This window comes from Nonomuraea sp. NPDC050536 (genome assembly GCF_044457685.1).
Lineage (GTDB): Bacteria > Actinomycetota > Actinomycetes > Streptosporangiales > Streptosporangiaceae > Nonomuraea.
This window is the reverse complement of sequence record NZ_JBITHD010000004.1, coordinates 320,729-345,481: the sequence shown is the minus strand read 5'-3', so window position 1 is coordinate 345,481 and position 24,753 is coordinate 320,729. Positions and strand designations below refer to the sequence as shown.

Below are 24,753 nucleotides of genomic sequence, written 5' to 3'. Positions count from 1 at the left end.
CCGCCGACAAGATTCCTCCTGTACGGCGGAGCCGCAAGTCAGGCCCGGGGACGCCGGGCGTTGAAGACGAACGCCGGGGGAGCGTTGCGCCACACCGTCCGCCCGTGCACGACCTCCTCGAACCGCTCGGCCAGCAGCGCACGGAAGCGGCGCGCCGAGCTGAGCGGGATGGCGTGGATGTAGGAGAACGTGGTGAAGGCCGCAGTCGGGCCCATGCACGAGATCACCGCGCCGAGCAGTTCTCGCTGTGAGGAATCGGGGAAGGCCGCCCACGGCAGCCCGCTGACCACCACGTCGGCCTGCCCGAGCCCGCGCTCGGTCAGCAGCGCGCACAACTGTGCCGCGTCGGCGTTGATCACGTCGACCGCGGGAAAACGGTCGGCAAGCAGGTCGGCCATGGTCTTGTTCACCTCGACCGCCAGATGGTGGCCGCGGCCCGACAGCCGGCGCTGGATCTCCGCGGTGAACGGCCCCGTGCCGGGCCCCAGCTCCACCACGGTCGGCTCGCCCCGCTCGGGAATCGGCGCGCAGACCGCCTCCGCCAGGCGTCGGGAGCTGGGGGCCACCGCGCCGATGGTGGCGGGGGCTCGCAGGAACTGACCGAGGAACAGCGCGGTGTCGTTGGACATACTTCGACACTAGGTGCCGCCGCACCCTGCTCTCCTCCGCCGTCGGGACGTTGTTGCGGCCACTTGGAGGAGGCGGACTCCTCCGCCGGGAGGATCGGCCGACCAGGGCCTGGCGGATACCGTGTGGCCATGCGTTGGCGTGGAATGCCGCTGGACATCTTGCTTGCGGTCTCGGGGATAGGGCTCGACCTGCTGTTGTCCGGCAAGGCGGGCCTGGCGCAGGGCCTGCCCGAGGTCATGGTGCTGCCCTTCGCGATCCTGGTCGGCGCGCCCATGGGCCTGGTCAGGAAGTGGCCGATGCCGGTCAGCCTCTACCTGGCGGCTTTCCTGGTCTTCACCGACCAGATCGGCGCGTTCACCTCCAACACCGCCCAGATCCTGCTGTGCGTGGCGGTCGGCGTGGTGGCGCACCGCTCCAGCTGGCGGGCCATCCCGATCGCGCTGGCGGCCGCGGTGGCCGCCACCGCGATCAACATGGCCGACCCCGGCCTGGCCTTCACCGCCAACTCCTGGATGTACTCCTTCCTGGTGCCGGGCTTCCCCGCCGTCGTCGGCGCCTACCTGCGCGGACCCGCGGGACGGCTGGAAGAAGGCGACATCACGCCCGACATCCTGCTGGCCGGCGGCGGCGTGGCCGACACCGTGCTGAGCACCTGGACCACCTGGCACAACAACGCCCTGCCCGTCTGGGTGGTCGGCATGTTCGCCGTGTTCGGCGGGCTGTCGCTCGGGGTGGCCAGACGGCTGCCCGGCATGGTGTTCCTGTTCCAGGGCGCGCTGCTGTTCGCCGCCGACACCTACCTGCAGGAAGTGGCCAACACCTGCCTGATCCTCACGCTGATCGCGCTGGGCGTGTTCGCCATGCGGGTCGCCTCGTGGATCTGGACCACCGCCGCGTACTTCGCCGGATGCCTGCTGGCCGCCGTCGCCGTCGTCGAGCCGGGCACCGAGGTCACGCCGTTCCGCATCGCCGTGCTGATGGCGCTGGTGGCCACGCCCATCGCCATCGGCCGCTACCTGGGCGCCAGGCAGGCCGCGGCCGCCGCCGAACGGCTGCGCTCCTCCCAATCGGCCCGCCTGGCCGTCGCCCAGGTGCGCGCCGACCAGCTGGCCGAGCGCGAGCGCATCGCCCGCGAGGTGCACGACATCGTCGCCCACCACGTCGGCGCCATGGTGCTGCGCGCCAGCGCCGCCCGCTACGCCGCCCCCGACGGGCCCGTCGCCGACGCCCTGTCCGACATCCGCGACACGGGGCACCAGGTGCTCGAAGACCTGCGCGGCCTGCTCGACCTGCTGCGCGACCCCGACAGGCAGCCCGACCTGCTCGCCGACCCCGCCGACGTGGTGCGCGAGGCAGCCGAGCGCATGTCGGCCGCCGGGCTTCTGGTAGACCTGGAACTCGACCCCGCCTCCGACGGCGCGCCCCTCGTGGCCCGCGCCTCGGCGGCCCGCATCGTTCAGGAAGGCCTCACCAACGTGCTCAAACACGCCGGCCCCGGCACCAAGGTCCGGGTCAGCGTGGCCTCCGCGGCCGACGGGCTGGCCATCGAGATCCGCAACGGCCGCCCGCCCACCGTCATGCACCGCCTGCCCTCCTCCGGGCAGGGGCTGGCCGGGATGCGCGAACGGGTCAGAGCCCTCGGCGGCACGCTGCGCGCGGGACCCGACGAGGACGGCGGCTGGCTGCTGGCCGCCAGCCTGCCCGCCGCCAGGGGCGCGGCATGATCCGCGTGCTCATCGCCGACGACCAGGCGCTGGTGCGGGCGGGCGTGAAGATGCTGCTGCAGGCGGCCGGCGACATGGAGGTGGTCGCCGAGGCCGACGACGGCGCGGAAGCCGTACGGCTGGCGGAACGGCACCTGCCCGACGTCATCCTCATGGACCTGCGCATGCCCAGGGTCGACGGCCTGGAGGCGATCAAACGGGTGCTGGCCGCCCGCCCCGCCACCAGGATCGTCGTGCTGACCACCTTCGCCGAGGACTCCAACGTCTACGCCGCGCTGCGCGCGGGAGCCGTCGGCTTCCTGGTCAAGGACGACGAGCCGGAACGCATGGTCGACGCCGTCCGCCGGGCCGCCTCCGGCGAGCAGCTGCTGGCCCCGTCGGTGCTGCGGCGCGTCCTGGACCGCTTCCTGGCCGCCGAGGAGCAGGCCGCCGCGCCGCCGCCCGCCGGGCTCACCGAACGGGAGCTGGAGGTGCTCGCGCTGGTCGGCACCGGCCTGTCCAACGCCGAGATCGCCGAGGAGCTGCACGTCGGCGTGACCACGGTCAAGACCCATATCGCGGCCGCGATGGACAAGCTCGGGCTGCGCAACCGCATCCAGGCCGCCGTCGTCGCCCACCGCTCCGGGCTCGTGGACGCCGCCTTCCGCCCGGTGCGTCCGCCCCGCGGCGGACTTTCGAATCCACCGACAGGGTGACGACCCGTTGATCGCCTGACGGACATCCTGTGGTCCTTCTCGTTCCGACGAAAGGATCACAACGATGCACGAAACCCTCGCGCCGCCGCCGGTCAAGCGCGTCTCGCCCGGCCTGCTCTACAGCCTGCGCCTGGTCATCATCGCCCAGGCCGCCGCGCTGCTGGTCGCCGCCTCCTTCGCCGGTCAGGCCGTGGCCACCAACGGGGCGCTGGCCGACGCGCACGTCATGGCCGGGCTGGTCGTCCACCTGGTCGCGCTCGTCCAGATCGTGCTGGCCGTCCTGGTCTGGCGGCCGGGACGCGGCGCCGGATGGCCCGCTCTGGCCAGCGTCGCGCTGTTCGTCGTCGGTGGGCTGCAGCACGTCACCTGGCTCTGGCTCGGCGCCCACCTGCCCAACGGCGTGCTGCTGTTCGGCCTGATCGGCGCCATGCTCATCTGGTCGTGGTCGCCGGGGGCCGCCAGGCGCCGCTAGCCTGGGAGGGTGTTCGTGAAGATCTGCGGGCTGAGCGAGCCCGAGCACGTCGAGGCGGCCGTCGAAGCGGGCGCCGACGCCATCGGGCTGGTCATGACCCGCAGCCCCCGCCAGATCACGCCCGCGCGGGCGGCCGAGCTCGCCGCCCTGGTGCCCGGCCACGTGCTCACCGTGGGCGTCTTCCGCGGCGAGGAGCCTGACGCCGTGCGCGAGGCGGTGCTCACCTCCGGCGTCCGCGCCATCCAGCTGCACGGGCCCAAGCACCCGCACTCCCACTTCACCGCGCTCAAGGACCTGTCCAAGACGCTCATCAGGGCCGTCGACTCCTCCGCCGACCTGCGCTGCGGCGCCTTCGACGAGGACCTGCTGCTGGTCGACGCGCCGCACGCGGGCTCAGGGCAGGCGTGGGACTGGGCGGCCATCCGCGGCCGCCCCACCGGCCGCTGGCTCCTGGCGGGCGGCCTCACCCCCGCCAACGTCCGCGCCGCCATCGCCGCCGCCGACCCCTGGGGGGTCGACGTCTCCAGCGGCCTCGAGACCTCCCCCGGCGTCAAGAGCACCCCCCTGATCCAGTCCTTCCTCGCCGCCGCCCGCTCCTAGCCTTTCCTGTGGTGCCGTCCAAGAGAACGCTCGCGGCGTAGGGGAGCTCCGGGCAGGAGAAATTCTCGCTGGGCGGGAGAAAATCCGGCGGGATGCACGCAGTAGGGTCTGCTGCGTGAGCGAAACTTCCGCCGAGGACCGGATCTGGACGGTTCCGAACCTGCTGAGCTTCCTGCGCCTCCTCGGTGTCCCTGTCTTCCTCTGGCTGATTCTGGGGCCGAAGGCGGACGGGTGGGCGATCGCGCTGCTGGCGGTCGCCGGGTTCACCGACTGGCTGGACGGCAAGATCGCGCGGGCGTTCAACCAGACCAGCCGCCTGGGCAGGCTGATCGACCCGGCGGCAGACAAGCTCTACGTGTTCTCCACGATCATCGGGCTGCTGCTGCGCGACGTCATCCCGTGGTGGCTGGTCGCGGTGATCCTGGGTCGCGAACTCTTCGTCGTGAGTTTCGCCCCCGTACTCCGCAAACACGGTTACAAGGCACTCCAGGTGCATTTCCTGGGCAAGGCAGCCATGTTCTGCCTTATGTATGCCTTTCCCCTCCTCTTCCTTGCATCCCACACGGGGTGGTATGCCGATATCTCAAGGGTTGCGGGCTGGGCCTTCGCACTGTGGGGAATCGGCCTGTACTGGTGGGCAGGGGTGTTGTATGTCGTACAGGTGCGGCAGCTCGTAGCGGACGCCAAGAAGGAGTGATCGCGTGAAGGCGGTCGTCATGGCGGGCGGGGAGGGGACTCGGCTGCGCCCGATGACCGCCAACCAGCCCAAGCCCCTGCTTCCCGTGGTCAACCGTCCGATCATGGAGCACGTGCTGCGGCTGCTCAAACGGCACGGCATCACCGAAACCGTGGTCACCGTGCAGTTCCTGGCCGCGCTGGTGCGCAACTACTTCGGCGACGGCGACGAGCTCGGCATGAGCCTGCAGTACGCCACCGAGGACCTGCCGCTCGGCACCGCCGGCAGCGTCAAGAACGCCGCCGACCGCCTGCGCGACGACCGTTTCCTGGTCATCTCCGGCGACGCACTGACCGACGTCGACTTATCGGCGATGATCCGGTTCCACCGGGAGAACTCGGCGCTCGTCACGGTCGGTCTGAAGCGGGTGCCGAACCCGCTGGAGTTCGGGATCGTCATCGTCGACGAGCTCGGCCGGGTGCAGCGCTTCCTGGAGAAGCCGACCTGGGGCCAGGTCTTCTCCGACACCGTCAACACCGGCATCTACGTCATGGAGCCCGAGGTCCTCGACGAGGTGGCCGCCGGCGAGGTCGTCGACTGGGCCCACGACGTCTTCCCCAAGCTGCTGGACCGCGGCGCCCCGCTCTACGGTTACGTCGCCGAGGGCTACTGGGAGGACGTCGGCACCCACGAGAGCTACCTCAAGGCCCAGGCCGACGCCCTGTCCGGACGCGTCCGCGTGGACATCGGCGGCTTCGAACGCTCCCCGGGCGTCTGGGTCGCCGAGTCGGCCACCATCGACCCCGACGCCGTGCTCAGGGGCCCATTGCTCATCGGCGACTACGCCAAGGTCGAGGCGGGCGCCGAACTGCGCGAGTACACCGTGCTCGGCAACAACGCCGTCGTACGCGAGGGCGCCTTCCTGCACCGCGCCGTCATCCACGACAACGTCTACCTCGGACCCGGCACCCACCTGCGCGGCTGCGTGATCGGCAAGAGCACCGACGTGATGACCGGCGCCCGCATCGAGGAGGACGCGATCATCGGCGACGAGTGCGTCATCGAGGCCGAGGCCTACGTCTCCAGCGGCGTCCGCGTCTACCCGTTCAAGACCATCGAGGCCGGCGCCGTCGTCAACACCAGCGTCATCTGGGAGTCGCGCGGCCAGCGCAGCCTGTTCGGCCCGCGCGGCGTCAGCGGCCTGGTCAACGTGGAGATCACCCCGGAGCTGTGCGTCCGCCTGGCCAGCGCCTACGCCACCACGCTGAAGAAGGGCGAGAGCGTCGTCACCTCCCGCGACTCCTCGCTGGCCGCGCGGGCGCTCAAGCGGGCCGTGATCAGCGCGCTGACGGCCGGCGCCATCAACGTGCTCGACCTGGAGGCCGCGCCGCTGCCCGTGGCCCGCTTCCACACCGCCCGCGAGTCGGCCTCCGGCGGCATCGCGCTGCGCACCACGGCCGGCGACCCGCAGAGCGTCGACATCATCGTCATGGACCCCCGCGGCGCCGACCTGCCGCCCACCGCCCAGCGCAAGCTCGAGCGCGTCTTCTCCCGCCAGGAGTTCCGCCGAGCCTTCCCCGGCGAGATCGCCGAGCTCACCTACCCGGCCCGCATCGTCGAGGACTACGCCCACGAGCTGCTGCGCCGCATCGACATGACGGGCGTGCGGGACATGAAGGTCGTCGTCGACTGCGCGGGAGGCACCTCCTCGCTGGTGCTGCCCACCCTGCTCGGCCGCGTCGGCATCGAGGTGCTCACCGTCAACGCCCGCCTGGACGACATCTCGCCCACCGAGACCCTCGCCGAGCGCCGCCGCGACCTGCAGCGCCTGTCGGAGCTCGTCAGCTCTTCGCGCGCCGCCTTCGGCGTCCGCTTCGACCCCGTCGGCGAGCGGATCGCGCTGGTGGACGAGATGGGCCAGCTCATCGGCGAGGAACGTGCCCTGCTCGTCGTCCTCGACCTGGTCGCCGCCGAGCGCCGCGGCGGCCGCGTCGCGCTGCCCGTCACCACCACCCGCGTCGCCGAGCAGGTCTGCCGCTTCCACGGCGTGCAGGTCGAATGGACCTCCACCGCACTGAACGCCCTCACCTCCGCCGCCGAGGGCGACGACATGATCTTCGCCGCCGACGGCGCGGGCGGCTTCATCGTGCCGGAGTTCAGCCCCGGCGTCGACGGGCTGGCGGCCTTCATGCGCCTGCTCGGCCTGGTGGCGCGCACGAGGCTGTCGCTCAGCCAGATCGACGCCCGCATCCCCGAGGCCAAACTCCTCAAACGCACGGTCCCCACGCCGTGGGCGGCCAAGGGCGCGGTCATGCGCTCGGTCATCGAGGCCGCCGAAGCCGAAGGCCACCGTGTCGACACCACGGACGGCGTCCGCATCGCCGCCCAGGACGGCAGCTGGGTCCTCATCCTGCCCGCCGCCGGCGACCCCGTCACCGCCCTCTGGGCCGAGGCCCAGGACGTCGACTCCGCCCAATCCCTCCTCGAGCGCTGGGCCCGGATCGTCGAGCACGCGTCTGGACATTGATGTCGTACGGCGAGCCGCCGCCACCGGCCGCCCCTCGTACTTCGGCTGAGGGCCCGCGACCGGCGCTCACGGCGAGTCGGTGCCGCTTGCCCGCCGCCACGGCGATCCGTTCTCCGGGCACCACGGTCCCCCTGGCCCGCCGTACATCGCTCCGTACGACCTCCTCCTCGCCCGACCCCGGCGCGGAAAGCGCCGTACCGCTCTCCTGGAGCACCCGATTCTTTGGGGATGGCCGGGGGCGTGGAGAGGCTCCAGGGGAGGCTGTAGGGCTGCTGAGGGCTCGTGGGAGGGGTGGAGTTGGGGGTGGTGGTCAGGCGGCCTGAGAGGCGCCTGGCGGAGGGCGTGACGCTGAGTAGTCGGGAAGCGGGCGTAAGGGGCCGGGGACTTGTGGCGGACAGGGGGATGAAAGACAGCCGGAACGTGAATAAGATCAATGCCGAGAGAGAGCGGTGCGGATGGACCCGGGACAGCGGCGGCGGTAACTTTGTCACCGTCCAAGCCGTCGCGCGGCGCCCCGCCTTGACCTTTCTCGCTGATCAGCGTAAGTTGCGGCATTCGCAAACTTGAAGAGCGAAGCGAGGCGCGCCAAAGCACCGTTGCCGCGTCTTCGCGGTAGGAGGCCGAGCCGATCGATGCCGAGCGTCTACTGCACGCAGTGCGGGCACGCCAACCCCGAGGATGCCCGTTTCTGTTCCCGGTGTGGTTCACCGCTGACCAGGTCCGAGGTCGCGGGGGACACGACGTCGACGATCTCCGTCGCGGGAATCGAGGCATACGAGGCTGAGACGGGGGACATGCTCCTGGCGGAGCGGGCTCTGGTCGAGCAGTTGCCGCCCGGCGCGGCGTTGCTGACCGTGACCAGGGGCCCCAACCAGGGCAGCCGCTTCCGGCTCGACAAGGAGCTGACGACCACCGGGCGCCACCCGGAGAGCGACATCTTCCTGGACGACATCACCGTCTCCCGACGCCACGTGGAGTTCTACCGTCACCCCGGCGGCGTGTTCTCCGTGCGCGACGTGGGCAGCCTCAACGGCACCTACGTCAACAGGGAGCGCATCGAGGAGGTCGGACTGCACTCCGGCGACGAGGTGCAGATCGGCAAGTTCCGCCTCCTGTTCCTGCAGCGGAGCAACGCCCAGGCATGAGTGCTCAGGCGGCGCGCTCGCACATGAGCATCGGGGAGGTGCTCGCCCTGCTCCAAGGCGAGTTCCCCGACGTCACCATCTCCAAGATCCGATTCCTGGAGGGTGAGGGGCTCATCGAGCCTGAGCGCAGCCCGTCCGGCTACCGCAAGTTCACCCACCTGCACGTGGAGCAGCTGCGCTTCATCCTGACCGAGCAGCGCGACCACTATCTGCCGCTGCGGGTGATCAAGGACAAGATGGCCGAGTCGTTCGGCCGCCCGCACGCCGTACAGCAGGCCATGGAGATCCGCCTCAGCCGCGAGGAGTTGCTCGAGGCGGCGGGGCTCGACGAGGAGACACTCGCCGAGCTGGAGGACTACGGCCTGCTGGAGGCCAAGGCCCGCCGCTACGACGAGGAGGCGCTGAAGATCGCCCGCAGCGTCGGCGCCCTGGCGCGGTTCGGCCTGCACCCGCGCCATCTGCGCGCCGTCAAGGCCGCCGCCGAGCGCGAGACCGGCCTGGTCGAGCAGACCGTGGCCCCGATTCTGAAACGCCGCGCCCCCGGCGCCATCGGCGAAGCCGACGAAGTGGCCAGGGAACTGTCGGGCCTGCTGCTCGACCTGCACGCCGCGCTCGTGCGAACGGGCGTCGGGAGCGTTCTGGGCCGATGAGGCGGCGGGACCCCGCACGGTGTTACGTTGAAATGCAGAAGAACCGGGTCACATGGCCAGTCGGGAGCAGCCCGTGTTGCAGATGGAGGTCGTGGGTGTTCGCGTAGAGATGCCCACAAATCAACCAATCGTTCTGCTGAAGGAGGCACACGGGGAGCGGTTCCTGCCCATCTGGATCGGTATGACCGAGGCGACCGCGATCGCGCTCGCTCAAGCCGAGGAGCCACCTCCGCGGCCCCTGACGCATGATCTGTTCAGAGACGTTCTCAGCGCGCTCGGCGTAGGCCTGCGCGCCGTCAACATCGTCGCCCTGCGCGACGGCATCTTCTTCGCCGACCTGGTCTTCTCCAACGGGGTCGAGGTCAGCGCCAGGCCGTCGGACTCCATCGCGCTTGCACTCCGCACCGGTGCGCGCATCTTCGCCAGCGAGGAGGTCGTCCAGGAGGCCGGAGTGGTCATCCCTGACGACCAGGAGGAAGAGGTGGAGAAGTTCAAGGAGTTCCTTGACACGATCACTCCAGAAGACTTTGGCAGGGCGGGGTAGGTATTTCAGTGCATTTACGCTTCACGACGCGCCGGGCGGGATCGTTGACTGTGCATGGTCACGGTCCTACGGTGCAAGTGAAACCCGTGGTCGCGCATTACAAACCCCCAGATCAGGCCACGGGATGAGAGAAAGCCGGAGGTCCGCGTGGCGGTCAGCAGCGGCGAGGGAAAGACGGCCGGCCAGGAAGATCCGGTGCGGCGTGAGAGTGCGCGGCAGCGTGCCGGAGAGCAGGGCCTGCTCTTCGACGAGCAGCCTGCGACACTGCCCGATGACATCGGATACCGCGGCCCGACGGCCTGCGCGGCGGCCGGCATCACCTACAGGCAGCTGGACTACTGGGCGCGCACCGGCCTGGTCGAGCCCACGATAAGAGCCGCCCAGGGCTCCGGCTCGCAACGCCTGTACAGCTTCAGGGACATCCTGGTGCTCAAGGTGGTCAAGCGCCTGCTCGACACCGGGGTCTCGCTCCAGCAGATCCGCACCGCCGTCCAGCACCTGCGCGATCGCGGGGTGGGAGACCTCGCGCAGATCACGCTCATGAGCGACGGCGTCAGCGTCTACGAGTGCACCTCGGCCGACGAGGTGATAGACCTGCTCCAGGGCGGCCAGGGCGTGTTCGGCATCGCGCTCGGCAGGGTCTGGCGCGAGGTCGAGGGATCCCTCGCGGAGCTGCCGGGGGAACGGGCGGCGGTCGAGGACGACGTCCCGGCCGACCATCCCGCTGACGAACTCGCGCGCCGCCGGCGCGCCCGGCGCATAGGGTAGAGGCACAAATGCCACGACCTGCGATGGACCGGTTAACACGGTTCATCGTAGTAATCTAGGAACATAACGGCTGACGACCCCGTGCGGGAGAGTCCCCGGCCGCAACCGGGGCGCCGAAGGAGCAACCCTCCCCGGAATCTCTCAGGCATCCCGTACCGCTCGGGCGAGGCAACTCTGGAAAGCGGGCGCGTCCGCCAGACGTGTCTCACCGACGGTGCAAGCCCCTCACATGGGTGAAGCTCTCAGGTCCCGATGACAGAGGGGGAGAACCGTCCGCGCGCCGGTCTCCACTGCCTCGGGAGTCATCATGACCGATTTGACAGCACCGCCGTTCGCCACCAGGCACATCGGCCCCAACGCCGACGAGCAACAGCGCATGCTCGAGGCCGTCGGCTTCGAGACCGTCGCGGACCTGGTAGCGGTGGCCGTGCCCGAGGCCATCAGGGCCAAGGACCGACTCAAACTGCCCGCCGCCGCCAGTGAGACCGAGGCGATCACCGAGCTGCGTGCCCTGGCCGGCCGCAACCGGGTCATGACCTCCATGATCGGCCTGGGCTACCACGACACGATCACCCCCGCGGTCATCCGCCGCAACCTGCTGGAGAACCCGGGCTGGTACACCGCCTACACGCCCTACCAGCCGGAGATCTCGCAGGGCCGCCTGGAGGCGCTGCTCAACTTCCAGACCGTCGTCTCCGACCTCACGGGCCTGGACGTCGCCGGCGCCTCCCTGCTGGACGAGGGTACGGCCGCCGCCGAGGCGATGACGCTGGCGCACCGGGCCGGCAAGTCCAAGAGCGACGTGTTCGTCGTGGACGCCGACGCCCTGCCGCAGACCAAGGCCGTGCTGGCCACCCGCGCCGAGCCGCTGGGCATCGAGCTGGTCTACTCCGACCTCGAGGGCGAGCTGCCCGAGTGCTTCGCCGTGCTCGTGCAGTACCCGGGCGCCTCCGGCCGGGTCAGGGACTTCCGCCGCATCGCCGAGCAGGCGCACGCCGCCGGCGCGCTGGTCGTGGCCGCCGCCGACCTGCTCGCGCTGACCCTGCTGGCCACGCCGGGCGAGCTCGGCGCCGACATCGCGATCGGCTCCTCCCAGCGCTTCGGCGTGCCGTTCGGCTTCGGCGGCCCGCACGCCGCCTACATGTCGGTACGCGAGGGCCTGCAGCGCCAGCTGCCCGGCCGTCTGGTCGGCGTCTCCCTCGACGCCGACGGCGCGCCCGCCTACCGGCTGGCCCTGCAGACCCGCGAGCAGCACATCCGCCGCGAGAAGGCCACCAGCAACATCTGCACCGCCCAGGTCCTGCTGGCCAACATCGCCGGCATGTACGCCGTCTACCACGGGCCCGACGGGCTGCGCCGCATCGCCCGCCGTACTCACCGCATGGCCGTGACGCTGGCCGCTGCCCTGCGCGCGGGCAAGGTCGAGGTCGCGCACGGCGAGTTCTTCGACACCGTGCTGGCCCGCGTGCCCGGCAGGGCCGCCGAGGTCGTGGCCGGCGCCGCCGAGCGCGGCATCAACCTGTGGCGGGTCGACGACGACCACGTGTCGATCTCCTGCGACGAGAAGACCGAGCTCGCCCACCTGGAGCAGGTCGCCGCCGCCTTCGGCGTGGCCGTCTCCCTGACGGACCTGGCCGAGCAGGACGCGCTGCCGGCCTCGCTGGCGCGCGAGTCGGACTTCCTGACCCACCCGGTCTTCCACACCCACCACTCCGAGACCGCGATGCTGCGCTACCTGCGCAAGCTGCAGGACAAGGACATCGCGCTCGACCGGTCGATGATCCCGCTCGGCTCCTGCACGATGAAGCTGAACGCCACCACGGAGATGGAGCCCATCACCTGGCCGGAGTTCGCCTCGATCCACCCGTTCGCGCCCGAGGAGCAGACCGCCGGCTACCGCGAGCTGATCGAGACGCTGGAGGACTGGCTGGCCGAGGTCACCGGCTACGACGCGGTCTCCATCCAGCCCAACGCCGGCTCGCAGGGCGAGTTCGCCGGGCTGCTGGCCATCCGCGCCTACCACCAGGCCAGCGGCCATGGCGAGCGTGACATCTGCCTCATCCCGTCCAGCGCGCACGGCACCAACGCCGCCAGCGCCGTCATGGCCGGCCTCCGGGTCGTGGTCGTGGCCTGCGACGACGAGGGCAACGTGGACCTCGCCGACCTCGACGCCAAGATCGCCAAGCACCGTGACACGCTCGCCGCGATCATGGTGACCTACCCGTCGACGCACGGCGTCTACGAGGAGAGCATCACCGAGGTCTGCGCCAAGGTGCACGAGGCCGGCGGCCAGGTCTACGTCGACGGCGCCAACCTCAACGCGCTGGTCGGCCTGGCCAAGCCGGGCGAGTTCGGCGCCGACGTCTCCCACCTGAACCTGCACAAGACCTTCTGCATCCCGCACGGCGGCGGCGGTCCCGGCGTCGGGCCGGTCGCGGTGCGGGCGCACCTGGCCGCGTTCCTGCCCGGGCGGGGCACCGGTTCCGTCTCGGCCGCGCCGTACGGGTCCGCGGGGATCCTGCCGATCTCGTGGGCCTACGTCCGGATGATGGGCAGCGACGGGCTGACCGCGGCGACCGAGCAGGCGATCCTGTCGGCCAACTACCTGGCCCGCAGGCTCGCCCCGCACTTCCCGGTCCTGTACACCGGGCGTGGCGGGCTGGTCGCCCACGAGTGCATCATCGACCTGCGCCAGATCACCAAGGAGACCGGCGTCACCGTGGACGACGTGGCCAAGCGCCTCATCGACTACGGCTTCCACGCGCCCACGATGTCCTTCCCCGTGGCGGGCACGCTGATGATCGAGCCCACCGAGAGCGAGGACCTGGACGAGCTCGACCGGTTCGCCGACGCGATGATCGCCGTCAGGGGCGAGATCGCCAAGGTCGGGTCGGGGCAGTACGACCGGACGGACAATCCGCTGCGCAACGCCCCGCACACGGCCGAGTCGGTCACCGCCGACGAGTGGACCCACCCCTACACCCGCACCGAGGCCGCCTACCCGGTGGCGTCGCTGCGCGACGGCAAGTACTGGGTCCCGGTCCGCCGCATCGACCAGGCCTACGGCGACCGCAACCTGGTCTGCGCGTGCCCTCCTCTGGAGGCCTACGAAGACTAGGACCAGAAAGGTCTGCGCGTGCACTGTGTCCTACAACACTGGAGGCCTACGAAGACTAGGACCAGAAACGTCTGCGCGTGCACTGTGTCCTACAACACTGGAGGCCTACGAAGACTAGGACCAGAAAGGTCTGCGCGTGCACTGTGTCCTACAACACTGGAGGCCTACGAGGACTGACCAGTACCGTGGTTGTGACGACGGGTTGACTTTGCAGGGAGGTCTCCCGGGTTGGCGCGCGACGACGTGGTGGGCGACCTGATCAAAGGGCAGGTCTGCCTGTTAGGCGGCCTACTGGTGTGCATGGTCGTCCTGCCCTCGTGCGTGACCGGCAACTGCGGGATGAGTGACTTCGGCGTCCACTGGCGCACGATCGTGCCCTACGCGATCGGCCTGGTGGGCGCCGGTCTGTTCACCCGGCGGGGGCTGCGAGCCGCCGCGCCCGTGCTGCCCGCGCCGCGACTCGTCCGCCTGGCGGGAGACTCCTTCGCGCTGCTGCTGGTGGGCGTCCTGCTCACCCCCTACACGCTGGGGGAGGGCGTCCACTGGGTGCACCGCACGTTCGGCGCCGCGCTGTTCCTGTTCCAGCTGATCCTGGCCATCCGGCTGGTCGTGTGGGACGCGGGCGAGTTCCTCGCGGTCGTCCTGGTGTCGCTGCAGTTCCTCAGCGGCGTCGTGTCCGGCCTCTACGTGCTGTCCGACTCGGGACACCTGGTGCTCAGCCAGGCGGTGTTCCAGGCCGCCTTCGGCCTGGTGATGATCAGGACGGTGCGCCGGCTGTGGATCCGCGACAAACCGCCCAGCCCTTCACGGCCAAGTCGGCAGACATGATCGCGGGAAGTCGTTAGAGTCGGGCCGATGACGTCCTCAGAGCTGGAGTCTCCACCCCTCGACACCGCCCGCCATCTCGCCGAGCAGGGCGACCTCGAGGGCGCGGCGGCCATACTGATCGAGCTGGCCGCCGACCCCGACGGCCCCGACAGGGCGCAGGCGGCGGTGGGTCTGGCCGTGGTGCTGGAGGAGCGGGGCGACCTGGAGGGCGCCAGGGCCGCGGCCCGCACCGCGCTGGCCACCGGCCACCCCGAGTACGCCTCCCAGGCCGCCTGCCACCTGGCTCGCGGCTTCGAACGCGAGGGCCGCGCCGAGCAGGCCAGGGCCGCCTGGCAGGCCGTGATCGGCGTCGGCACCGACGCCTACCTGCCGCTCGCGCACCTCGCGCTGGCCAGGCTCGCCATGCAGGCCGACGACGCCGACGAGGCGGAACGCGAGCTCGGCGAGGTCGTCACCGGCGACGACCCGGTGCTGGCCGCCCGCGCCGCCCAGCACCTGGCCGACCTGGCGCTCGACCGGGGCGATCCCGCTGACGCGGCCGAGGTCCTGCTCGCGGCCCTGGAGACGGCGCCGGAGGAGGAGGCGCCGCGGCTGCGGGTGCAGCTCGGCATCGCGCACCTGGAGCTGGCCTGCGCCGAGCTGGCCACCGCGGTCGAGGAGGGCGGCGACCCGGGGACCACGGCGCTGGCGATCGAGCTGCTGGCCCGCACGCTGCCCCTGCGCGGGCGCGCGGACGACGCCGACCACGTGTGGTCCTACGGCCTCAACCACCCAGACCCTTCCGTCGCCGACGAGGTCCGCCTCCGCTACGCCCGCTAGCGCCGCCTGTCCGGCTGGGCCGCTCTTGTACGGCTGGGCCACTCTTCACGTTTTGTACGGCTGAGCCGCCGCTAACGGCCGCCTGCCGTACTTCGGCCGCGGGCCCGCGGGCGGCGCTTCCGGCGAGTCGGTGACACTCACCCACCGTCACGGCGCCTCGTAATCCAGGCACCACGGTCCCCACTACCTCCGCCACCGCGTCCCCGGTGATCTGGTCACCACGGTCCCTGCTGCTTCCGCCACCGCGTCCCCCGGTGATCCGGGCGCCACGGCCCACCTGGCCCGCCGTACATTGCGCCGGACGAGCGCCGCACCACGCCTCGCCGACCCCGGCGCGGGAATGCACCCGTGGAGGAGCCGCTTGTGCCGCGCAGGGGGCTGATATGCGGGTTAGGTGCGGGGCTGGAGGGCGAAGGTTAGCGAGCCGGCGAGGAGGACGGCGCCGGAGATGACGCCGCTGACGAAGGGGATCCAGGTGAGGGCTGAGGCGGCGGCCATGGCGAAGCCCGCGACGCCGAGGACGGTGAGCGTGACGCCGGTGACGAGGATGCTGCGCTGCCGCCAGACCGGGGCGAGCGCCATGAAGTGGACGCCGACCACGAAGGCGATCCAGGCCACGTTCACCTGCTCGGGCACCCCGAGCGCACGCATCAGCCACATCCCGCCGAACAGCAGCACGACCTCACCGGCCACCACCCACCGGTAGCCCACCCCGAAGAACGGCGCCGAAGGGACATTGTCGGGCGCCGCGGCGGCACCCGGCCTGGCCGCGCGGAACCACAGCCCGATCACGACTGCCAGCGCGATCCCGGCCAGCACCCGCAGCACAATCCCGGCGGTAGCTCCCAACGGGGCATGAGCATTCACAAAAACGAAAATCGCCCCGAAGACGGCGCCGATCAACAAACCAGTCATGCGTTGCATGATCCGCGATCCTACAAGGAATCGACTCCCACCCTGGCCGCCAGCCGTTCACGCAGCTCCGCGGCCGACCCGATGCACCTTGAGTCGCTCGCGCGCCCGGTCCACCGCCCGCCCGCAGGTGCGCTGACCGGATCGGCGAAGGAGGCAGGCACCTCCTGGTCGAGCAAGTCGCTCACGTCCGTCAGCGTGAAGCCCGGCGACACCAGGACCCGCCCGGGACCGGGGATGGGTGTGGGGAGGCTTTCCAGGCGGAAGTGCCTCGGGGCAAGGGATTCCAGGGCCCGCTCGGTCGTCGGGGGTGACTCACCGGTGCGCGATGGCCGCGGCGCCTGCCACGTTGATGGCCACGATCGCCACCAGCGCCACCAGCAGGCCGATGAACCCGGCGTTGGCGGCGGCGATGCCGACCAGCGGCACGCCCAGGGCCATCGAACCCAGCGCCAGCACCACCATGTGGCCCGCGCCGCTCCTGGCCTTGGCAGGTGGCGGGGGAGGGGAGTAGGGGGCGTAGGGGCTGGGGGCGTGGCCGTGCAGCTCGCTCTGGACGCGGGCGGCGATCGTCGCGTCCAGGCGCTCGACGAACGACTCGACGAGTGCGGCTTCGTAGTCGGGCCCCAGATCACGGCGTGCGTGCAGCGTCGCCTGAAGATCCTCCCGTAGGGGGCGCATGTCTGCCATGACGCTAATCCTCCCCGGCAGATGGCCCGCCGTCATCCGACCTGAGAGCCATGCGCGACTCCTCCCCAGGTACGGTGCTGCCATGGAGGTCATGACGCCGCGGGGTCCCGCCGTGGTCGAGGTGGACGAGCCGGAGCGGGCCCGCCTGCTGCTCGTGCTGACCCACGGCTCGGCTGGTGGGGTCGACGCGCCGGACCTGCTGGCCGTGCGCGACGCCGCGCTCGAGCGGGGGGCCGTGGTGGCCAGGGTCATGCAGGCGTTCAGGATCGCCGGGGCCCGTGCGCCCGGCTCGCCCGATCGGCAGGACGAGGCGTGGGCCGCCGTGCTGTCGGAGCTGCGGCCGCGCTGGCCGGACCTGCCTCTGGTGCAGGGCGGGCGGAGCAACGGGGCTCGGGTGGCCTGCCGTACGGCCAAGAGGGTCGGTGCGGCGGCCGTGGTCGCGCTCGCGTTTCCCCTGCACCCGCCGGGCAAACCGGAACGTTCCAGAGCAGACGAGCTGCGCGGCGCCGGGGTGGACGTGCTGGTGGTGAACGGGGATCGAGACCCGTTCGGCGTGCCGGATCCTGTGGACGCGGCGCGGCTCGTGATCATGCCAGGGGAAGGCCATGACCTGAAAAAGGATCCCGCCCGAGTGGGCGAGGTGGTGGCGGAGTGGATCTTCCACTACGCGCTGTGAGGAAGCCCCCGATTTCGGCCGATCAGGCCGCGCCGACCAGCGGGTCGGGACGGTGCGGTGCGATCACCGTGCCGCTGGGCAGGAGCTCCCCGGTGTCCTCGAAGAGGACGACGCCGTTGCAGAGAAGGCTCCACCCCTGCTCAGGGTGGCTGGCGAGGGTACGTGCAGCCTCGCGGTCAGGGGCCTCCGCAGACGGACAGACCGGGTCGTGCGGGCACATCGGCGTGCCTCCGATATCTCGTGAGTGCGCTCGGGTTGTCGTTTCAGCAAGTGTGCGACGTATGTCACACGTTCCGACATAGTCCATTAGGACTGTTAGAGGAGGATGCCGGAGGCATGTGACTCACGACACAGAGTGCCTTATGCAGGATAACGGTCCAAGCTCGACACGCCCACTAGGTTTGCAAGCCCTTGAGCAAAGCTTCCAGGCCCCGCTCGAAGTCCGCGTCCGCCCGCGCGTCGCGCCTGGTCCACTCGTCCACCTCCGGATCCGCCCAGCCCGACTGCTGCACCTCCACCGCGACGCTGCCGAAGACGAACGCCCGCAGCGCCCGCACGGCCTCCGTCGCGCCGGCCAGGCCGCCGTCGCTCAGCTGCTCGATCTGCTCGCCGATCGCGATGGCCGTGCCGCCCTTCGGCGGCTTGGTCAGCGCCAGCGCCAGCACGCCCGGATGCTCCCTGAGCAGTTCGCGGGAGGTCCGCGCCCACGCCTTGGCCGTGTCCTGCCAGGTGGCGGCCTGCTCGGCGTGGACCGCGGTGACGTGCTCGGCCAGCGCGTCCATCAGCGCCTCCTTGCCGCGGGGCAGGTGATGGTAGATGGCCATCGCCTCCACCTGCAGCGCGTCGCCGAGCCTGCGCATGGTCAGGCGGCGCAGGCCCTGGCTGTCGGCGATGTGCAGCGCGGCCTCGATGATGCGCTCCCTGGTCAGAGGTACGGGGGGTCGCTTGGCTGGCATGCTTACGAATCTACTATGTAAAGGGCCTGGGGACGGCGCCATCCGGCGTGTGTCGTACGCTTAGCCCTGGCTACGAGTGAAAGGCAGAGTGTCGATGGCGTTTTTCCGTCCGCGGGTGAGCCGCGAGGCCGAGGTCCGCTACCACGCGGACCTGGAGATCTCCAAGAGCTTCCCGGCGCTGCTCGACAAGGCCCGCGAGGCCGAGCACGTGCTCGGCGAGCTGCGCGCGGGCGAGGCCGACGAGCTGGAGCTGCGGGCGGCGGGGCTGGTCTTCGACAAGGCCCTCACCGAGGCGCTGCGGGCGGCCGAGTCCGGTCAGCGGGCCACGTTCGGCGTCAAGGCCTACGACGACCGCATCGCCCGCCGCAAGGCCAAGGCGACCCCGCCCGGCGCGGCCTGGACCAGGGAGGTCGATCGGCTGCGCACGGCGCGCGAGGAGAACCGCCTCTGGGGGATCCCGCGCGTCCCGCGCCCGGTGCCCGCGGTCCGATAGACAGCAGTACGGCGAGCCGGTACAAAACCGGCTCGCCGTACTTTTCTGTCTGGCCGGCACACCGCCTCCCTCGCGGGATGCCGGCCCGGCGGTCTAGCTCGCCCAGTCCAGCAGCGGGCGGGTGTTGCTGGGGTGGCGCAGCTTGGACAGCGATTCCTTCTCCAGCTGCCTGATGCGCTCGCGGGTCAGGCCGAGGTGCTTGCCGATCTCGTCGAGCGTGTGCGGCTTGCCGTCCACCAGGCCGAAGCGCAGCGCCATGATCTTCGATTCCCGCGGAGAGAGGTTGTTGAGCACGCCGCGCAGCTGGTCGCCCAGCAGCTGACGGTCGACGATCTCCGAGGCCTCGGGCGAGTCGACGTCCTCGATGAGGTCGCCGATCGTGGTCTCGCCGTCCTCGCCGATCGTGGCGTTCAGCGAGATCGGCTGGCGGCTGGTGCGCAGCAGCTCCTCGATCTGGTCCGGTGTCTTGTCCAGCTCGAACGCCAGCTCCTCCGGCGTGGGCTCGCGACCCAGCCGCTGGTGCATGTCACGCTCGATCCGCGACAGCTTGGACAGCATCTCCAGCACGTGCACCGGGAGCCGGATCGTGCGGGCCGAGTCGGCGAAGCCGCGCTGGATGGCCTGCCTGATCCACCACATGGCGTAGGTGGAGAACTTGAAACCCTTGGTGTAGTCGAACTTCTCGACGGCGCGGATCAGGCCCAGGTTGCCCTCCTGGACCACGTCCAGCAGCGACATGCCCCGGTCGGTGTACTTCTTGGCCACCGACACCACCAGCCGGAGGTTGGCCTCCAGCATGTGGTCCTTGGCGTCCTTGCCGTCCTGGACCACCATCTCCAGGCCCTCGCGCACGGCCGGGTCGGTCTCGGACTCCAGCTTGTACTCCGCGTACAGGCCGGCCTCGATCCTGCGGGCCAGGTCGACCTCCTGGGCGGCGGTCAGCAGCGTCCGGCGCCCGATCGACTTCAGGTAGGTGTGGACGGAGTCGCCCATGACGGACTGGTTGTCGTCCAGGTCGAGCGGCTCCTCCTCCAGGTCGTCGGCGTCCTGGAGCACGATCGCGTCCGGCTCCTCGACCTCGGCCCCGGCCTCGGGCTCCGGCTCCTTCTTTGGCTTCGCCGTGCGCTTGGCGGTAGTCTTCGTGGCGGCGGTCGCCTTCTTGCGGGGGGCAGCGGCCCTCTGCTTGGCGAGACTGGGCTCGTTCTCTGCGGCCAGGCTTACGCCGGCCTCGGTCAGCTCACGCAGCATGGACCGGCCGTCCGCAGGACTGATTCCGGCCTCGGCGAATGCCTCGCGAAGCTCCGCCAAAGACAGGTGACCCTGGGATCGCCCTCGGGCGAGCAGCTGTTCGAGGGTCGCGGGTGGGGTCGCCACGGCGGTTCGGGGCATGAGGACACCTCCTCCAAACGGAGTCGAAGCGATCAGGCAGGTTGTGGTGGGGCGGCTGTGGCCGCGCAGCGCACCAGTATCAATAACGTCAATCGCCGCCATTTGTTCCCGCGGGCATGAAAAAGGGGCGGACCGCCCAAAGCGGCGATGCGCCCCTGGAGTTCCTAGTTGCCCTGACGCACCTCTGGCATCGGCATGGGCTGGGCGTCTTCCATCCGCTTGTCGGTCCAGTACTGGATGACCTTCTGCGGGTCGTCGTTCACCTCATGCGACACGACGATGTCGTCATCCTTCTTGGCGATCGTGGGCGGGTCGGTCTGCGGCGTCTCGGTCCTCGGGGCCACGGTCTCGGGCAGCGCCGGCGGGACCTGCTGCGGCTGGCGGTTGTCCACCACTGCTCTGGTCTCCTGTCCCTTCTCGAGCCTGCCCGCCGTGGCGGCGGCCGCGACCGTGGTGCCGCCGACGACGACGACGCCGATCACCGCCGCGGATGCCCACAACTTGCGGGTCTGGTTCATGAAGGCTCCCTCCTTGCCGTCCCCAATATGACGCATCCGGGTGACATCAGGTTCCTGCCCAGACGCTGGCGTTATGGCTCCCGATACAGCATTGATTCGGCTTCTACCCCGCGCGAGGGGTGGTCAGAGGGTGGTGCGGAGGGTGAGGTAGTCGGGCTTGCCGTTCGGGAGGAGGGGAAGGCGGGGGAGCAGGCGCAGGGCGCGGGGGGCCGCGTAGGGCGGCAGGCGGTCGTGGCAGTAGGCGCGGAGCTGGGCGAGCGTCGGCGGGCGCGTCGCGTCGGCGGGGACGACGACCGCGGTGACGAGTTCGCCCCACTCGGGGTCGGGGTGGCCGACGACGGCGACGTCGGAGACCTCCGGGTGGCGGGCCAGGACGGCGGCCACTGCGGCGGCGACGACCTTCTCACCGCCGGTGTTGATGACGTCGTCCACCCGACCGAGCACCCGCAGCCGGCCGCCGGTCAGCTCGCCCAGGTCGGAGGTGGTGAACCAGCCGCCCTCCAGCGGCGCGGACGCGAAGCGGTAGCCGGAGAACAGCACGGGCCCGGCGATCAGGATCCGCCCGTCCTCCGCAATCTTGAGATCTACATTGTAAAGGGGCTGGCCGTTGTACACGCACCCGCCGCTGGTCTCGCTCATGCCGTACGAGGTCACCACCCGGGCGCCGAGGTCGCGGGCCTCATCGACCAGCCCCGGCCGGGGCGCCGCCCCGCCGAGCAGGATCGTGCGGAACACCGACAGATCGGCTCCCAGCTCGACCAGCCGGTGCAGCTGCGTGGGCACCATCGACAGGTGCTCCGCGCCCGACTCCAGCACCTGCGACGGGTCGAAGCGCTCGTGGATGATCGGCTCGGTCTCGCTCAGCAGCGACCTGACCAGCACCTGGAGCCCCGACACGTGCGAGGGCGGCAGGCAGCACAGCCACCGCTCGCCCTTGGAGGCCTCCAGTCGGCGCAGCGAGGCCGCCGCCGAGGCGCGCAGCGCGGTGGCGGACAACTGCACCCCCTTGGGCGCGCCGGTGCTGCCGCTGGTCGCGATCACGACGGCGACGTCTGCGGGGACGCCGATCCCGTCGGCCTGCCGTACGCCGTTGACATGCGTCGGGCGCAGCGCCGCCAGCGCCGCGTCCGCGTGGTCGGAGGGGAGGGGAAGGATCGCGGGTCCGTCGCCGGCGAGGGCGTCTCGGATCGCGGCGAACAGCTCGGGACCGGGCCGCCCGACGAGGGCCTGCAACGGTCGATCCGGGTGCGACGGGTTCCTCCTCATGCTCGTAAGGTTAGTGGCGACAGTTCGGACATGAGTGCGGGGAGGGTCGTGACGCATTCTCCCGTGGTCTTCCGGATTCCGATGCGCACCCGGTTCAGGGGACAGACCGCCAGAGAAGGGGTGCTGCTGCGCGGTCCCGCCGGGTGGGGCGAGTTCTCGCCGTTCCCCGAGTACGGTCCGCGCGAGTGCGCGCGCTGGCTGGCCGCCGCCCGCGAGGCCGCCTTCGAGGGCTGGCCCGCGCCGGTGCGGGAGTGGGTGCCGGTCAACGCGACGATCCCGGCCGTGGGCCCCGAACAGGCCTTTGAGCTGGTACGGCAGGCCGCCTGCGAGACCGCCAAGGTCAAGGTCGCCGAGCGCGGCCAGAGCTTCGCCGAGGACGTGGCGCGCGTGGAGGCCGTCAGGGACGCGCTCGGGCCCGCCGGCAAGCTGCGCGTGGACGCCAACGGGGCGTGGAGCGTCGAGCAGGCCGTGCGGCGGCTGAAGGAATTGGACCGTTTCGACCTGGAGTACGCCGAGCAGCCGTGCGCCACGCTGGAGGAGCTGGCGCAGGTGCGGCTGCTGTGCGACGTGCCGATCGCGGCCGACGAGTCGATCAGGCGGGCCGAGGATCCGCTGCGGGTACGGGCGGCCGAGGCGGCCGACATCGCCGTGGTGAAGGTGCAGCCGCTGGGCGGGGTGCGCAACGCGATGCGGGTGGTCGAGGCCTGCGGGCTGCCGGCGGTGGTCTCCAGCGCGGTCGAGACGTCGGTCGGGCTGGCCGCCGGGCTCGCGCTGGCGGGGGCGCTGCCGTCGCTGCCGTACGCGTGCGGGTTGGGCACGATGTCGCTGCTGACGGGGGATGTGGTGGGGGAGTCGCTGGTGCCGGTTTCCGGGCGGCTAGCCGTACCCGCGCAGCCTTATCAGGATTTGTCGGATAATTCATCGTTTGAGATTGAATCTCCCTCGTGGCTTCGCCGGATGCAGGAGGCCTCGCTGTGAATCCCGCTACCGCGCTGGCCACGGTGCTGGTCGACGAGTTGGTGCGCTGTGGTCTCACCGACGTGGTGGTGTCGCCGGGCTCGCGTTCGGCCCCCCTCGCACTCGCGCTGCACGCCGACTCCCGGGTGCGGCTGCACGTGCGCATCGACGAGCGCTCGGCCTCCTACCTGGCGCTCGGGCTGGCCAAGCGGTCCGAACGGCCGGTCGTGCTGATCTGCTCCTCCGGCACCGCCACCGCCAACTTCCACCCCGCGGTCATCGAGGCGAGCGAGTCGGGCGTGCCGCTGCTTGTGCTGACCGCCGACCGGCCGCCCGAGCTGCGCGGCACCGGCGCCAACCAGACGATCGACCAGCTCAAGCTGTACGGCACGGCCGTGCGGTGGTTCGCCGAGCTGGGCGTGCCCGAGGAGCGGCCCGGCCAGGTGGCGTACTGGCGTTCGCTGGCGTGCCGGGCCTACCAGCGCGCCCTCGGGCCGTCCGACCCGGGCCCTGTGCACCTCAACCTGGCCTTCCGCGAGCCGCTGATTCCCGATGGTGACACCACCTGGTGCGAACCTCTGGATGCCGACGGCCCGTGGGTACGGGCCCGGGTCGCTCCGCCGCCCGTCGCGCTGCACCTGCCGCCCACCCGCCGGGGCGTGCTGGTCGTCGGCGACGGCGCCGCCAACGTGCGCCGCTACATCGCCGCCGCCGGGATGGCCGGATGGCCGGTGCTGTCGGAGCCCAACGGCGGCGGCCGCTACGGTGACCACGCCGTCTCCACCTACCACTACCTGCTGGGCACCCCCGAGTTCGCAGACGCGCACCGGCCCGAGGTCGTGGTCACGCTCGGCCGTCCCGGCCTGTCGCGGCCGCTGCTGTCGTGGCTGAAGCGGGCAGACGAGCACATCGTGGTCTCGACCGATCTGGCCCGCTGGCCGGATCCCACCCGCTCGGCCACGCAGGTGGCGCAGGCGGTGGAGATCCCGGTGGCCTCCGGTGACGACGGCTGGCTGCACGCCTGGCGCACGGCCGACGCGGCGGCGCGCACAGCCATCGACGAGGTGCTGGACGCCTCCGGGCTGAGCGAGCCACGCCTGGCGCGTGACCTGGTCGACGCGCTGCCCAACGGGGCGCTGCTGTTCTGCGGGTCCTCCATGCCGATCCGCGACCTGGACCAGGCGATGCGCCCGCGGCGCGGTATCCGGCTGCTCGCGAACCGGGGCGCGTCCGGGATCGACGGGCTGGTGTCGACGGCGATGGGGGCGGCGCTGGCGCACAACGGGCCCTCGTTCGCGCTGGTCGGCGACCTGTCGTTCCTGCACGACCAGAACGGGCTCATCCTCGGGCCCAGGGAGCCGCGTCCCGACCTGTGCCTGGTGGTGGTCAACAACGACGGGGGCGGCATCTTCTCCCTGCTGCCGCAGGCGTCCCTGCGTGACCCGTTCGAGCGGGTCTTCGGCACGCCGCACGGGGTGGACCTGGGGTACGTGGCCGCCGCGACCGGCACGCCGTACACGCTGGTGACGGACGCGAGCGAGCTGCCCAAGGCGATGCGGGGGGAGGGGCCGCGCGTGGTGGAGGTCCGGACGGACCGCGAGGCGAACGCCGCCGTCCACGCCCAGCTCCGCGACACTGCCCAGTCCGCGGTCCGCGCCGCCCTCTAGCGTCTACGACCCGCCCGGCCGGGGGCGTGGCGT

General features: G+C 71.0%; 26 protein-coding genes and 1 riboswitch. Of the genes, 17 read left to right on the top strand and 9 right to left on the bottom strand.

Annotated features, from left to right (window positions below; genetic code table 11):
- Positions 1 to 38 precede the first annotated feature (38 nt).
- Positions 39 to 629, bottom strand: a complete 591-nt coding sequence (locus ACIBHX_RS14800; protein ID WP_397067585.1) for a class I SAM-dependent methyltransferase — start codon at positions 627 to 629, stop codon at positions 39 to 41.
- A gap of 129 nt (positions 630 to 758) precedes the next feature.
- On the opposite strand from ACIBHX_RS14800, the gene ACIBHX_RS14795 reads away from it, so the two are divergent.
- The 13 genes from ACIBHX_RS14795 to ACIBHX_RS14735 all read left to right on the top strand — a co-directional run bounded on the left by ACIBHX_RS14795 (position 759) and on the right by ACIBHX_RS14735 (position 15,196).
- Positions 759 to 2,354 (top strand): sensor histidine kinase, encoded by a 1,596-nt coding sequence (locus tag ACIBHX_RS14795; protein WP_397067584.1) that lies wholly within the window; start codon positions 759 to 761, stop codon positions 2,352 to 2,354.
- Positions 2,351 to 3,049 carry a response regulator gene (locus ACIBHX_RS14790; protein WP_397067583.1) on the top strand — a complete coding sequence of 233 codons (699 nt, stop codon included), beginning with the start codon at positions 2,351 to 2,353 and terminating at the stop codon, positions 3,047 to 3,049. The genes ACIBHX_RS14795 and ACIBHX_RS14790 overlap by 4 nt, the downstream gene beginning before the upstream one ends.
- Positions 3,050 to 3,113: 64 nt before the next feature.
- Entirely contained in the window at positions 3,114 to 3,521 is a 408-nt protein-coding gene (locus ACIBHX_RS14785) for a hypothetical protein (protein WP_397067582.1), read from the top strand.
- A gap of 9 nt (positions 3,522 to 3,530) precedes the next feature.
- Positions 3,531 to 4,121 (top strand): phosphoribosylanthranilate isomerase, encoded by a 591-nt coding sequence (locus ACIBHX_RS14780; RefSeq protein WP_397067581.1) that lies wholly within the window; start codon positions 3,531 to 3,533, stop codon positions 4,119 to 4,121.
- Positions 4,122 to 4,236: 115 nt separating this feature from the next.
- On the top strand, positions 4,237 to 4,818 hold the full coding sequence (locus tag ACIBHX_RS14775; RefSeq protein ID WP_397067580.1) for a CDP-alcohol phosphatidyltransferase family protein: 582 nt from the start codon (positions 4,237 to 4,239) through the stop codon (positions 4,816 to 4,818).
- Positions 4,819 to 4,822: 4 nt separating this feature from the next.
- Complete coding sequence (locus ACIBHX_RS14770; RefSeq protein ID WP_397067579.1) at positions 4,823 to 7,324, top strand: sugar phosphate nucleotidyltransferase; 2,502 nt, start codon at positions 4,823 to 4,825, stop codon at positions 7,322 to 7,324.
- A gap of 632 nt (positions 7,325 to 7,956) precedes the next feature.
- On the top strand, positions 7,957 to 8,469 hold the full coding sequence (locus tag ACIBHX_RS14765; RefSeq protein WP_397067578.1) for an FHA domain-containing protein: 513 nt from the start codon (positions 7,957 to 7,959) through the stop codon (positions 8,467 to 8,469).
- On the top strand, positions 8,466 to 9,119 hold the full coding sequence (locus tag ACIBHX_RS14760) for a MerR family transcriptional regulator (RefSeq protein ID WP_397067577.1): 654 nt from the start codon (positions 8,466 to 8,468) through the stop codon (positions 9,117 to 9,119). Before ACIBHX_RS14765 ends, ACIBHX_RS14760 begins: the two co-directional genes overlap by 4 nt.
- Positions 9,120 to 9,192: 73 nt before the next feature.
- Positions 9,193 to 9,663 (top strand): bifunctional nuclease family protein, encoded by a 471-nt coding sequence (locus tag ACIBHX_RS14755; protein WP_214316545.1) that lies wholly within the window; start codon positions 9,193 to 9,195, stop codon positions 9,661 to 9,663.
- A 147-nt stretch (positions 9,664 to 9,810) separates the two neighbouring features.
- Positions 9,811 to 10,431 carry a MerR family transcriptional regulator gene (locus tag ACIBHX_RS14750; RefSeq protein ID WP_397067576.1) on the top strand — a complete coding sequence of 207 codons (621 nt, stop codon included), beginning with the start codon at positions 9,811 to 9,813 and terminating at the stop codon, positions 10,429 to 10,431.
- 74 nt (positions 10,432 to 10,505) lie between these two features.
- A riboswitch (glycine riboswitch) is annotated at positions 10,506 to 10,599 on the top strand.
- 139 nt (positions 10,600 to 10,738) lie between these two features.
- Positions 10,739 to 13,549, top strand: coding sequence for an aminomethyl-transferring glycine dehydrogenase (gene gcvP / locus ACIBHX_RS14745; protein ID WP_397067575.1), 2,811 nt, complete (start codon positions 10,739 to 10,741; stop codon positions 13,547 to 13,549).
- Positions 13,550 to 13,777: 228 nt separating this feature from the next.
- On the top strand, positions 13,778 to 14,377 hold the full coding sequence (locus ACIBHX_RS14740; RefSeq protein WP_397067574.1) for a hypothetical protein: 600 nt from the start codon (positions 13,778 to 13,780) through the stop codon (positions 14,375 to 14,377).
- Positions 14,378 to 14,404: 27 nt separating this feature from the next.
- Complete coding sequence (locus tag ACIBHX_RS14735) at positions 14,405 to 15,196, top strand: tol-pal system YbgF family protein (protein WP_397067573.1); 792 nt, start codon at positions 14,405 to 14,407, stop codon at positions 15,194 to 15,196.
- 390 nt (positions 15,197 to 15,586) lie between these two features.
- Here the strand turns inward: ACIBHX_RS14735 and ACIBHX_RS14730 are convergent, their stop codons facing one another.
- From ACIBHX_RS14730 to ACIBHX_RS14720, 3 genes are all read right to left on the bottom strand, one after another.
- Positions 15,587 to 16,024 carry a hypothetical protein gene (locus ACIBHX_RS14730; protein WP_397067572.1) on the bottom strand — a complete coding sequence of 146 codons (438 nt, stop codon included), beginning with the start codon at positions 16,022 to 16,024 and terminating at the stop codon, positions 15,587 to 15,589.
- Positions 16,025 to 16,131: 107 nt separating this feature from the next.
- A complete protein-coding gene (locus tag ACIBHX_RS14725; RefSeq protein ID WP_397067571.1) occupies positions 16,132 to 16,296 on the bottom strand; it encodes a hypothetical protein in 165 nt (54 codons plus the stop codon).
- Between the two features lie 127 nt (positions 16,297 to 16,423).
- Positions 16,424 to 16,798 (bottom strand): hypothetical protein, encoded by a 375-nt coding sequence (locus ACIBHX_RS14720; protein WP_397067570.1) that lies wholly within the window; start codon positions 16,796 to 16,798, stop codon positions 16,424 to 16,426.
- Between the two features lie 82 nt (positions 16,799 to 16,880).
- Between ACIBHX_RS14720 and ACIBHX_RS14715 the strand changes: the two genes are divergently transcribed.
- Positions 16,881 to 17,474, top strand: coding sequence for an alpha/beta family hydrolase (locus ACIBHX_RS14715; protein ID WP_397067569.1), 594 nt, complete (start codon positions 16,881 to 16,883; stop codon positions 17,472 to 17,474).
- 22 nt (positions 17,475 to 17,496) lie between these two features.
- On the opposite strand, the gene ACIBHX_RS14710 is transcribed toward ACIBHX_RS14715, so the two are convergent.
- The gene (locus tag ACIBHX_RS14710; protein WP_250572460.1) at positions 17,497 to 17,694 is read right to left on the bottom strand and encodes a DUF5999 family protein; all 198 of its coding nucleotides are present in this window, start codon (positions 17,692 to 17,694) and stop codon (positions 17,497 to 17,499) included.
- A 175-nt stretch (positions 17,695 to 17,869) separates the two neighbouring features.
- The gene (locus ACIBHX_RS14705) at positions 17,870 to 18,430 is read right to left on the bottom strand and encodes a TetR family transcriptional regulator (RefSeq protein ID WP_397067568.1); all 561 of its coding nucleotides are present in this window, start codon (positions 18,428 to 18,430) and stop codon (positions 17,870 to 17,872) included.
- Between the two features lie 94 nt (positions 18,431 to 18,524).
- On the opposite strand from ACIBHX_RS14705, the gene ACIBHX_RS14700 reads away from it, so the two are divergent.
- Positions 18,525 to 18,923: a hypothetical protein gene (locus tag ACIBHX_RS14700; RefSeq protein ID WP_397067567.1), complete on the top strand. Its 399-nt coding sequence runs from the start codon at positions 18,525 to 18,527 to the stop codon at positions 18,921 to 18,923.
- 93 nt (positions 18,924 to 19,016) lie between these two features.
- Here the strand turns inward: ACIBHX_RS14700 and ACIBHX_RS14695 are convergent, their stop codons facing one another.
- From ACIBHX_RS14695 to ACIBHX_RS14685, 3 genes are all read right to left on the bottom strand, one after another.
- Entirely contained in the window at positions 19,017 to 20,312 is a 1,296-nt protein-coding gene (locus ACIBHX_RS14695) for a sigma-70 family RNA polymerase sigma factor (protein ID WP_397067566.1), read from the bottom strand.
- Positions 20,313 to 20,476: 164 nt separating this feature from the next.
- Complete coding sequence (locus tag ACIBHX_RS14690; RefSeq protein WP_397067565.1) at positions 20,477 to 20,830, bottom strand: hypothetical protein; 354 nt, start codon at positions 20,828 to 20,830, stop codon at positions 20,477 to 20,479.
- A 123-nt stretch (positions 20,831 to 20,953) separates the two neighbouring features.
- On the bottom strand, positions 20,954 to 22,096 hold the full coding sequence (locus tag ACIBHX_RS14685) for an AMP-binding protein (protein ID WP_397067564.1): 1,143 nt from the start codon (positions 22,094 to 22,096) through the stop codon (positions 20,954 to 20,956).
- A gap of 30 nt (positions 22,097 to 22,126) precedes the next feature.
- Here ACIBHX_RS14685 and ACIBHX_RS14680 point away from each other — a divergent pair, with 30 nt between their 5' ends.
- Both ACIBHX_RS14680 and menD read left to right on the top strand, forming a co-directional pair.
- Positions 22,127 to 23,074, top strand: coding sequence for an o-succinylbenzoate synthase (locus tag ACIBHX_RS14680; protein WP_397067563.1), 948 nt, complete (start codon positions 22,127 to 22,129; stop codon positions 23,072 to 23,074).
- Positions 23,071 to 24,720, top strand: coding sequence for a 2-succinyl-5-enolpyruvyl-6-hydroxy-3-cyclohexene-1-carboxylic-acid synthase (menD, locus tag ACIBHX_RS14675; RefSeq protein ID WP_397067562.1), 1,650 nt, complete (start codon positions 23,071 to 23,073; stop codon positions 24,718 to 24,720). Before ACIBHX_RS14680 ends, menD begins: the two co-directional genes overlap by 4 nt.
- The last annotated feature ends 33 nt before the right edge of the window (positions 24,721 to 24,753 follow it).

Excerpts from the sequence above, each read along its gene's own strand:
- ACIBHX_RS14800 (WP_397067585.1), bottom strand. The coding sequence starts at position 629 with ATGTCCAACGACACCGCGCTGTTCCTCGGTCAGTTCCTGCGAGCCCCC.
- ACIBHX_RS14795 (WP_397067584.1), top strand. The coding sequence starts at position 759 with ATGCGTTGGCGTGGAATGCCGCTGGACATCTTGCTTGCGGTCTCGGGG.
- ACIBHX_RS14790 (WP_397067583.1), top strand. The coding sequence starts at position 2,351 with ATGATCCGCGTGCTCATCGCCGACGACCAGGCGCTGGTGCGGGCGGGC.
- ACIBHX_RS14785 (WP_397067582.1), top strand. The coding sequence starts at position 3,114 with ATGCACGAAACCCTCGCGCCGCCGCCGGTCAAGCGCGTCTCGCCCGGC.
- ACIBHX_RS14765 (WP_397067578.1), top strand. The coding sequence starts at position 7,957 with ATGCCGAGCGTCTACTGCACGCAGTGCGGGCACGCCAACCCCGAGGAT.
- ACIBHX_RS14760 (WP_397067577.1), top strand. The coding sequence starts at position 8,466 with ATGAGTGCTCAGGCGGCGCGCTCGCACATGAGCATCGGGGAGGTGCTC.
- gcvP (WP_397067575.1), top strand. The coding sequence starts at position 10,739 with ATGACCGATTTGACAGCACCGCCGTTCGCCACCAGGCACATCGGCCCC.
- ACIBHX_RS14735 (WP_397067573.1), top strand. The coding sequence starts at position 14,405 with ATGACGTCCTCAGAGCTGGAGTCTCCACCCCTCGACACCGCCCGCCAT.
- ACIBHX_RS14720 (WP_397067570.1), bottom strand. The coding sequence starts at position 16,798 with ATGGCAGACATGCGCCCCCTACGGGAGGATCTTCAGGCGACGCTGCAC.
- ACIBHX_RS14715 (WP_397067569.1), top strand. The coding sequence starts at position 16,881 with ATGGAGGTCATGACGCCGCGGGGTCCCGCCGTGGTCGAGGTGGACGAG.
- ACIBHX_RS14710 (WP_250572460.1), bottom strand. The coding sequence starts at position 17,694 with ATGTGCCCGCACGACCCGGTCTGTCCGTCTGCGGAGGCCCCTGACCGC.
- ACIBHX_RS14705 (WP_397067568.1), bottom strand. The coding sequence starts at position 18,430 with ATGCCAGCCAAGCGACCCCCCGTACCTCTGACCAGGGAGCGCATCATC.
- ACIBHX_RS14700 (WP_397067567.1), top strand. The coding sequence starts at position 18,525 with ATGGCGTTTTTCCGTCCGCGGGTGAGCCGCGAGGCCGAGGTCCGCTAC.
- ACIBHX_RS14695 (WP_397067566.1), bottom strand. The coding sequence starts at position 20,312 with ATGCCCCGAACCGCCGTGGCGACCCCACCCGCGACCCTCGAACAGCTG.
- ACIBHX_RS14690 (WP_397067565.1), bottom strand. The coding sequence starts at position 20,830 with ATGAACCAGACCCGCAAGTTGTGGGCATCCGCGGCGGTGATCGGCGTC.
- ACIBHX_RS14685 (WP_397067564.1), bottom strand. The coding sequence starts at position 22,096 with ATGAGGAGGAACCCGTCGCACCCGGATCGACCGTTGCAGGCCCTCGTC.
- ACIBHX_RS14680 (WP_397067563.1), top strand. The coding sequence starts at position 22,127 with ATGAGTGCGGGGAGGGTCGTGACGCATTCTCCCGTGGTCTTCCGGATT.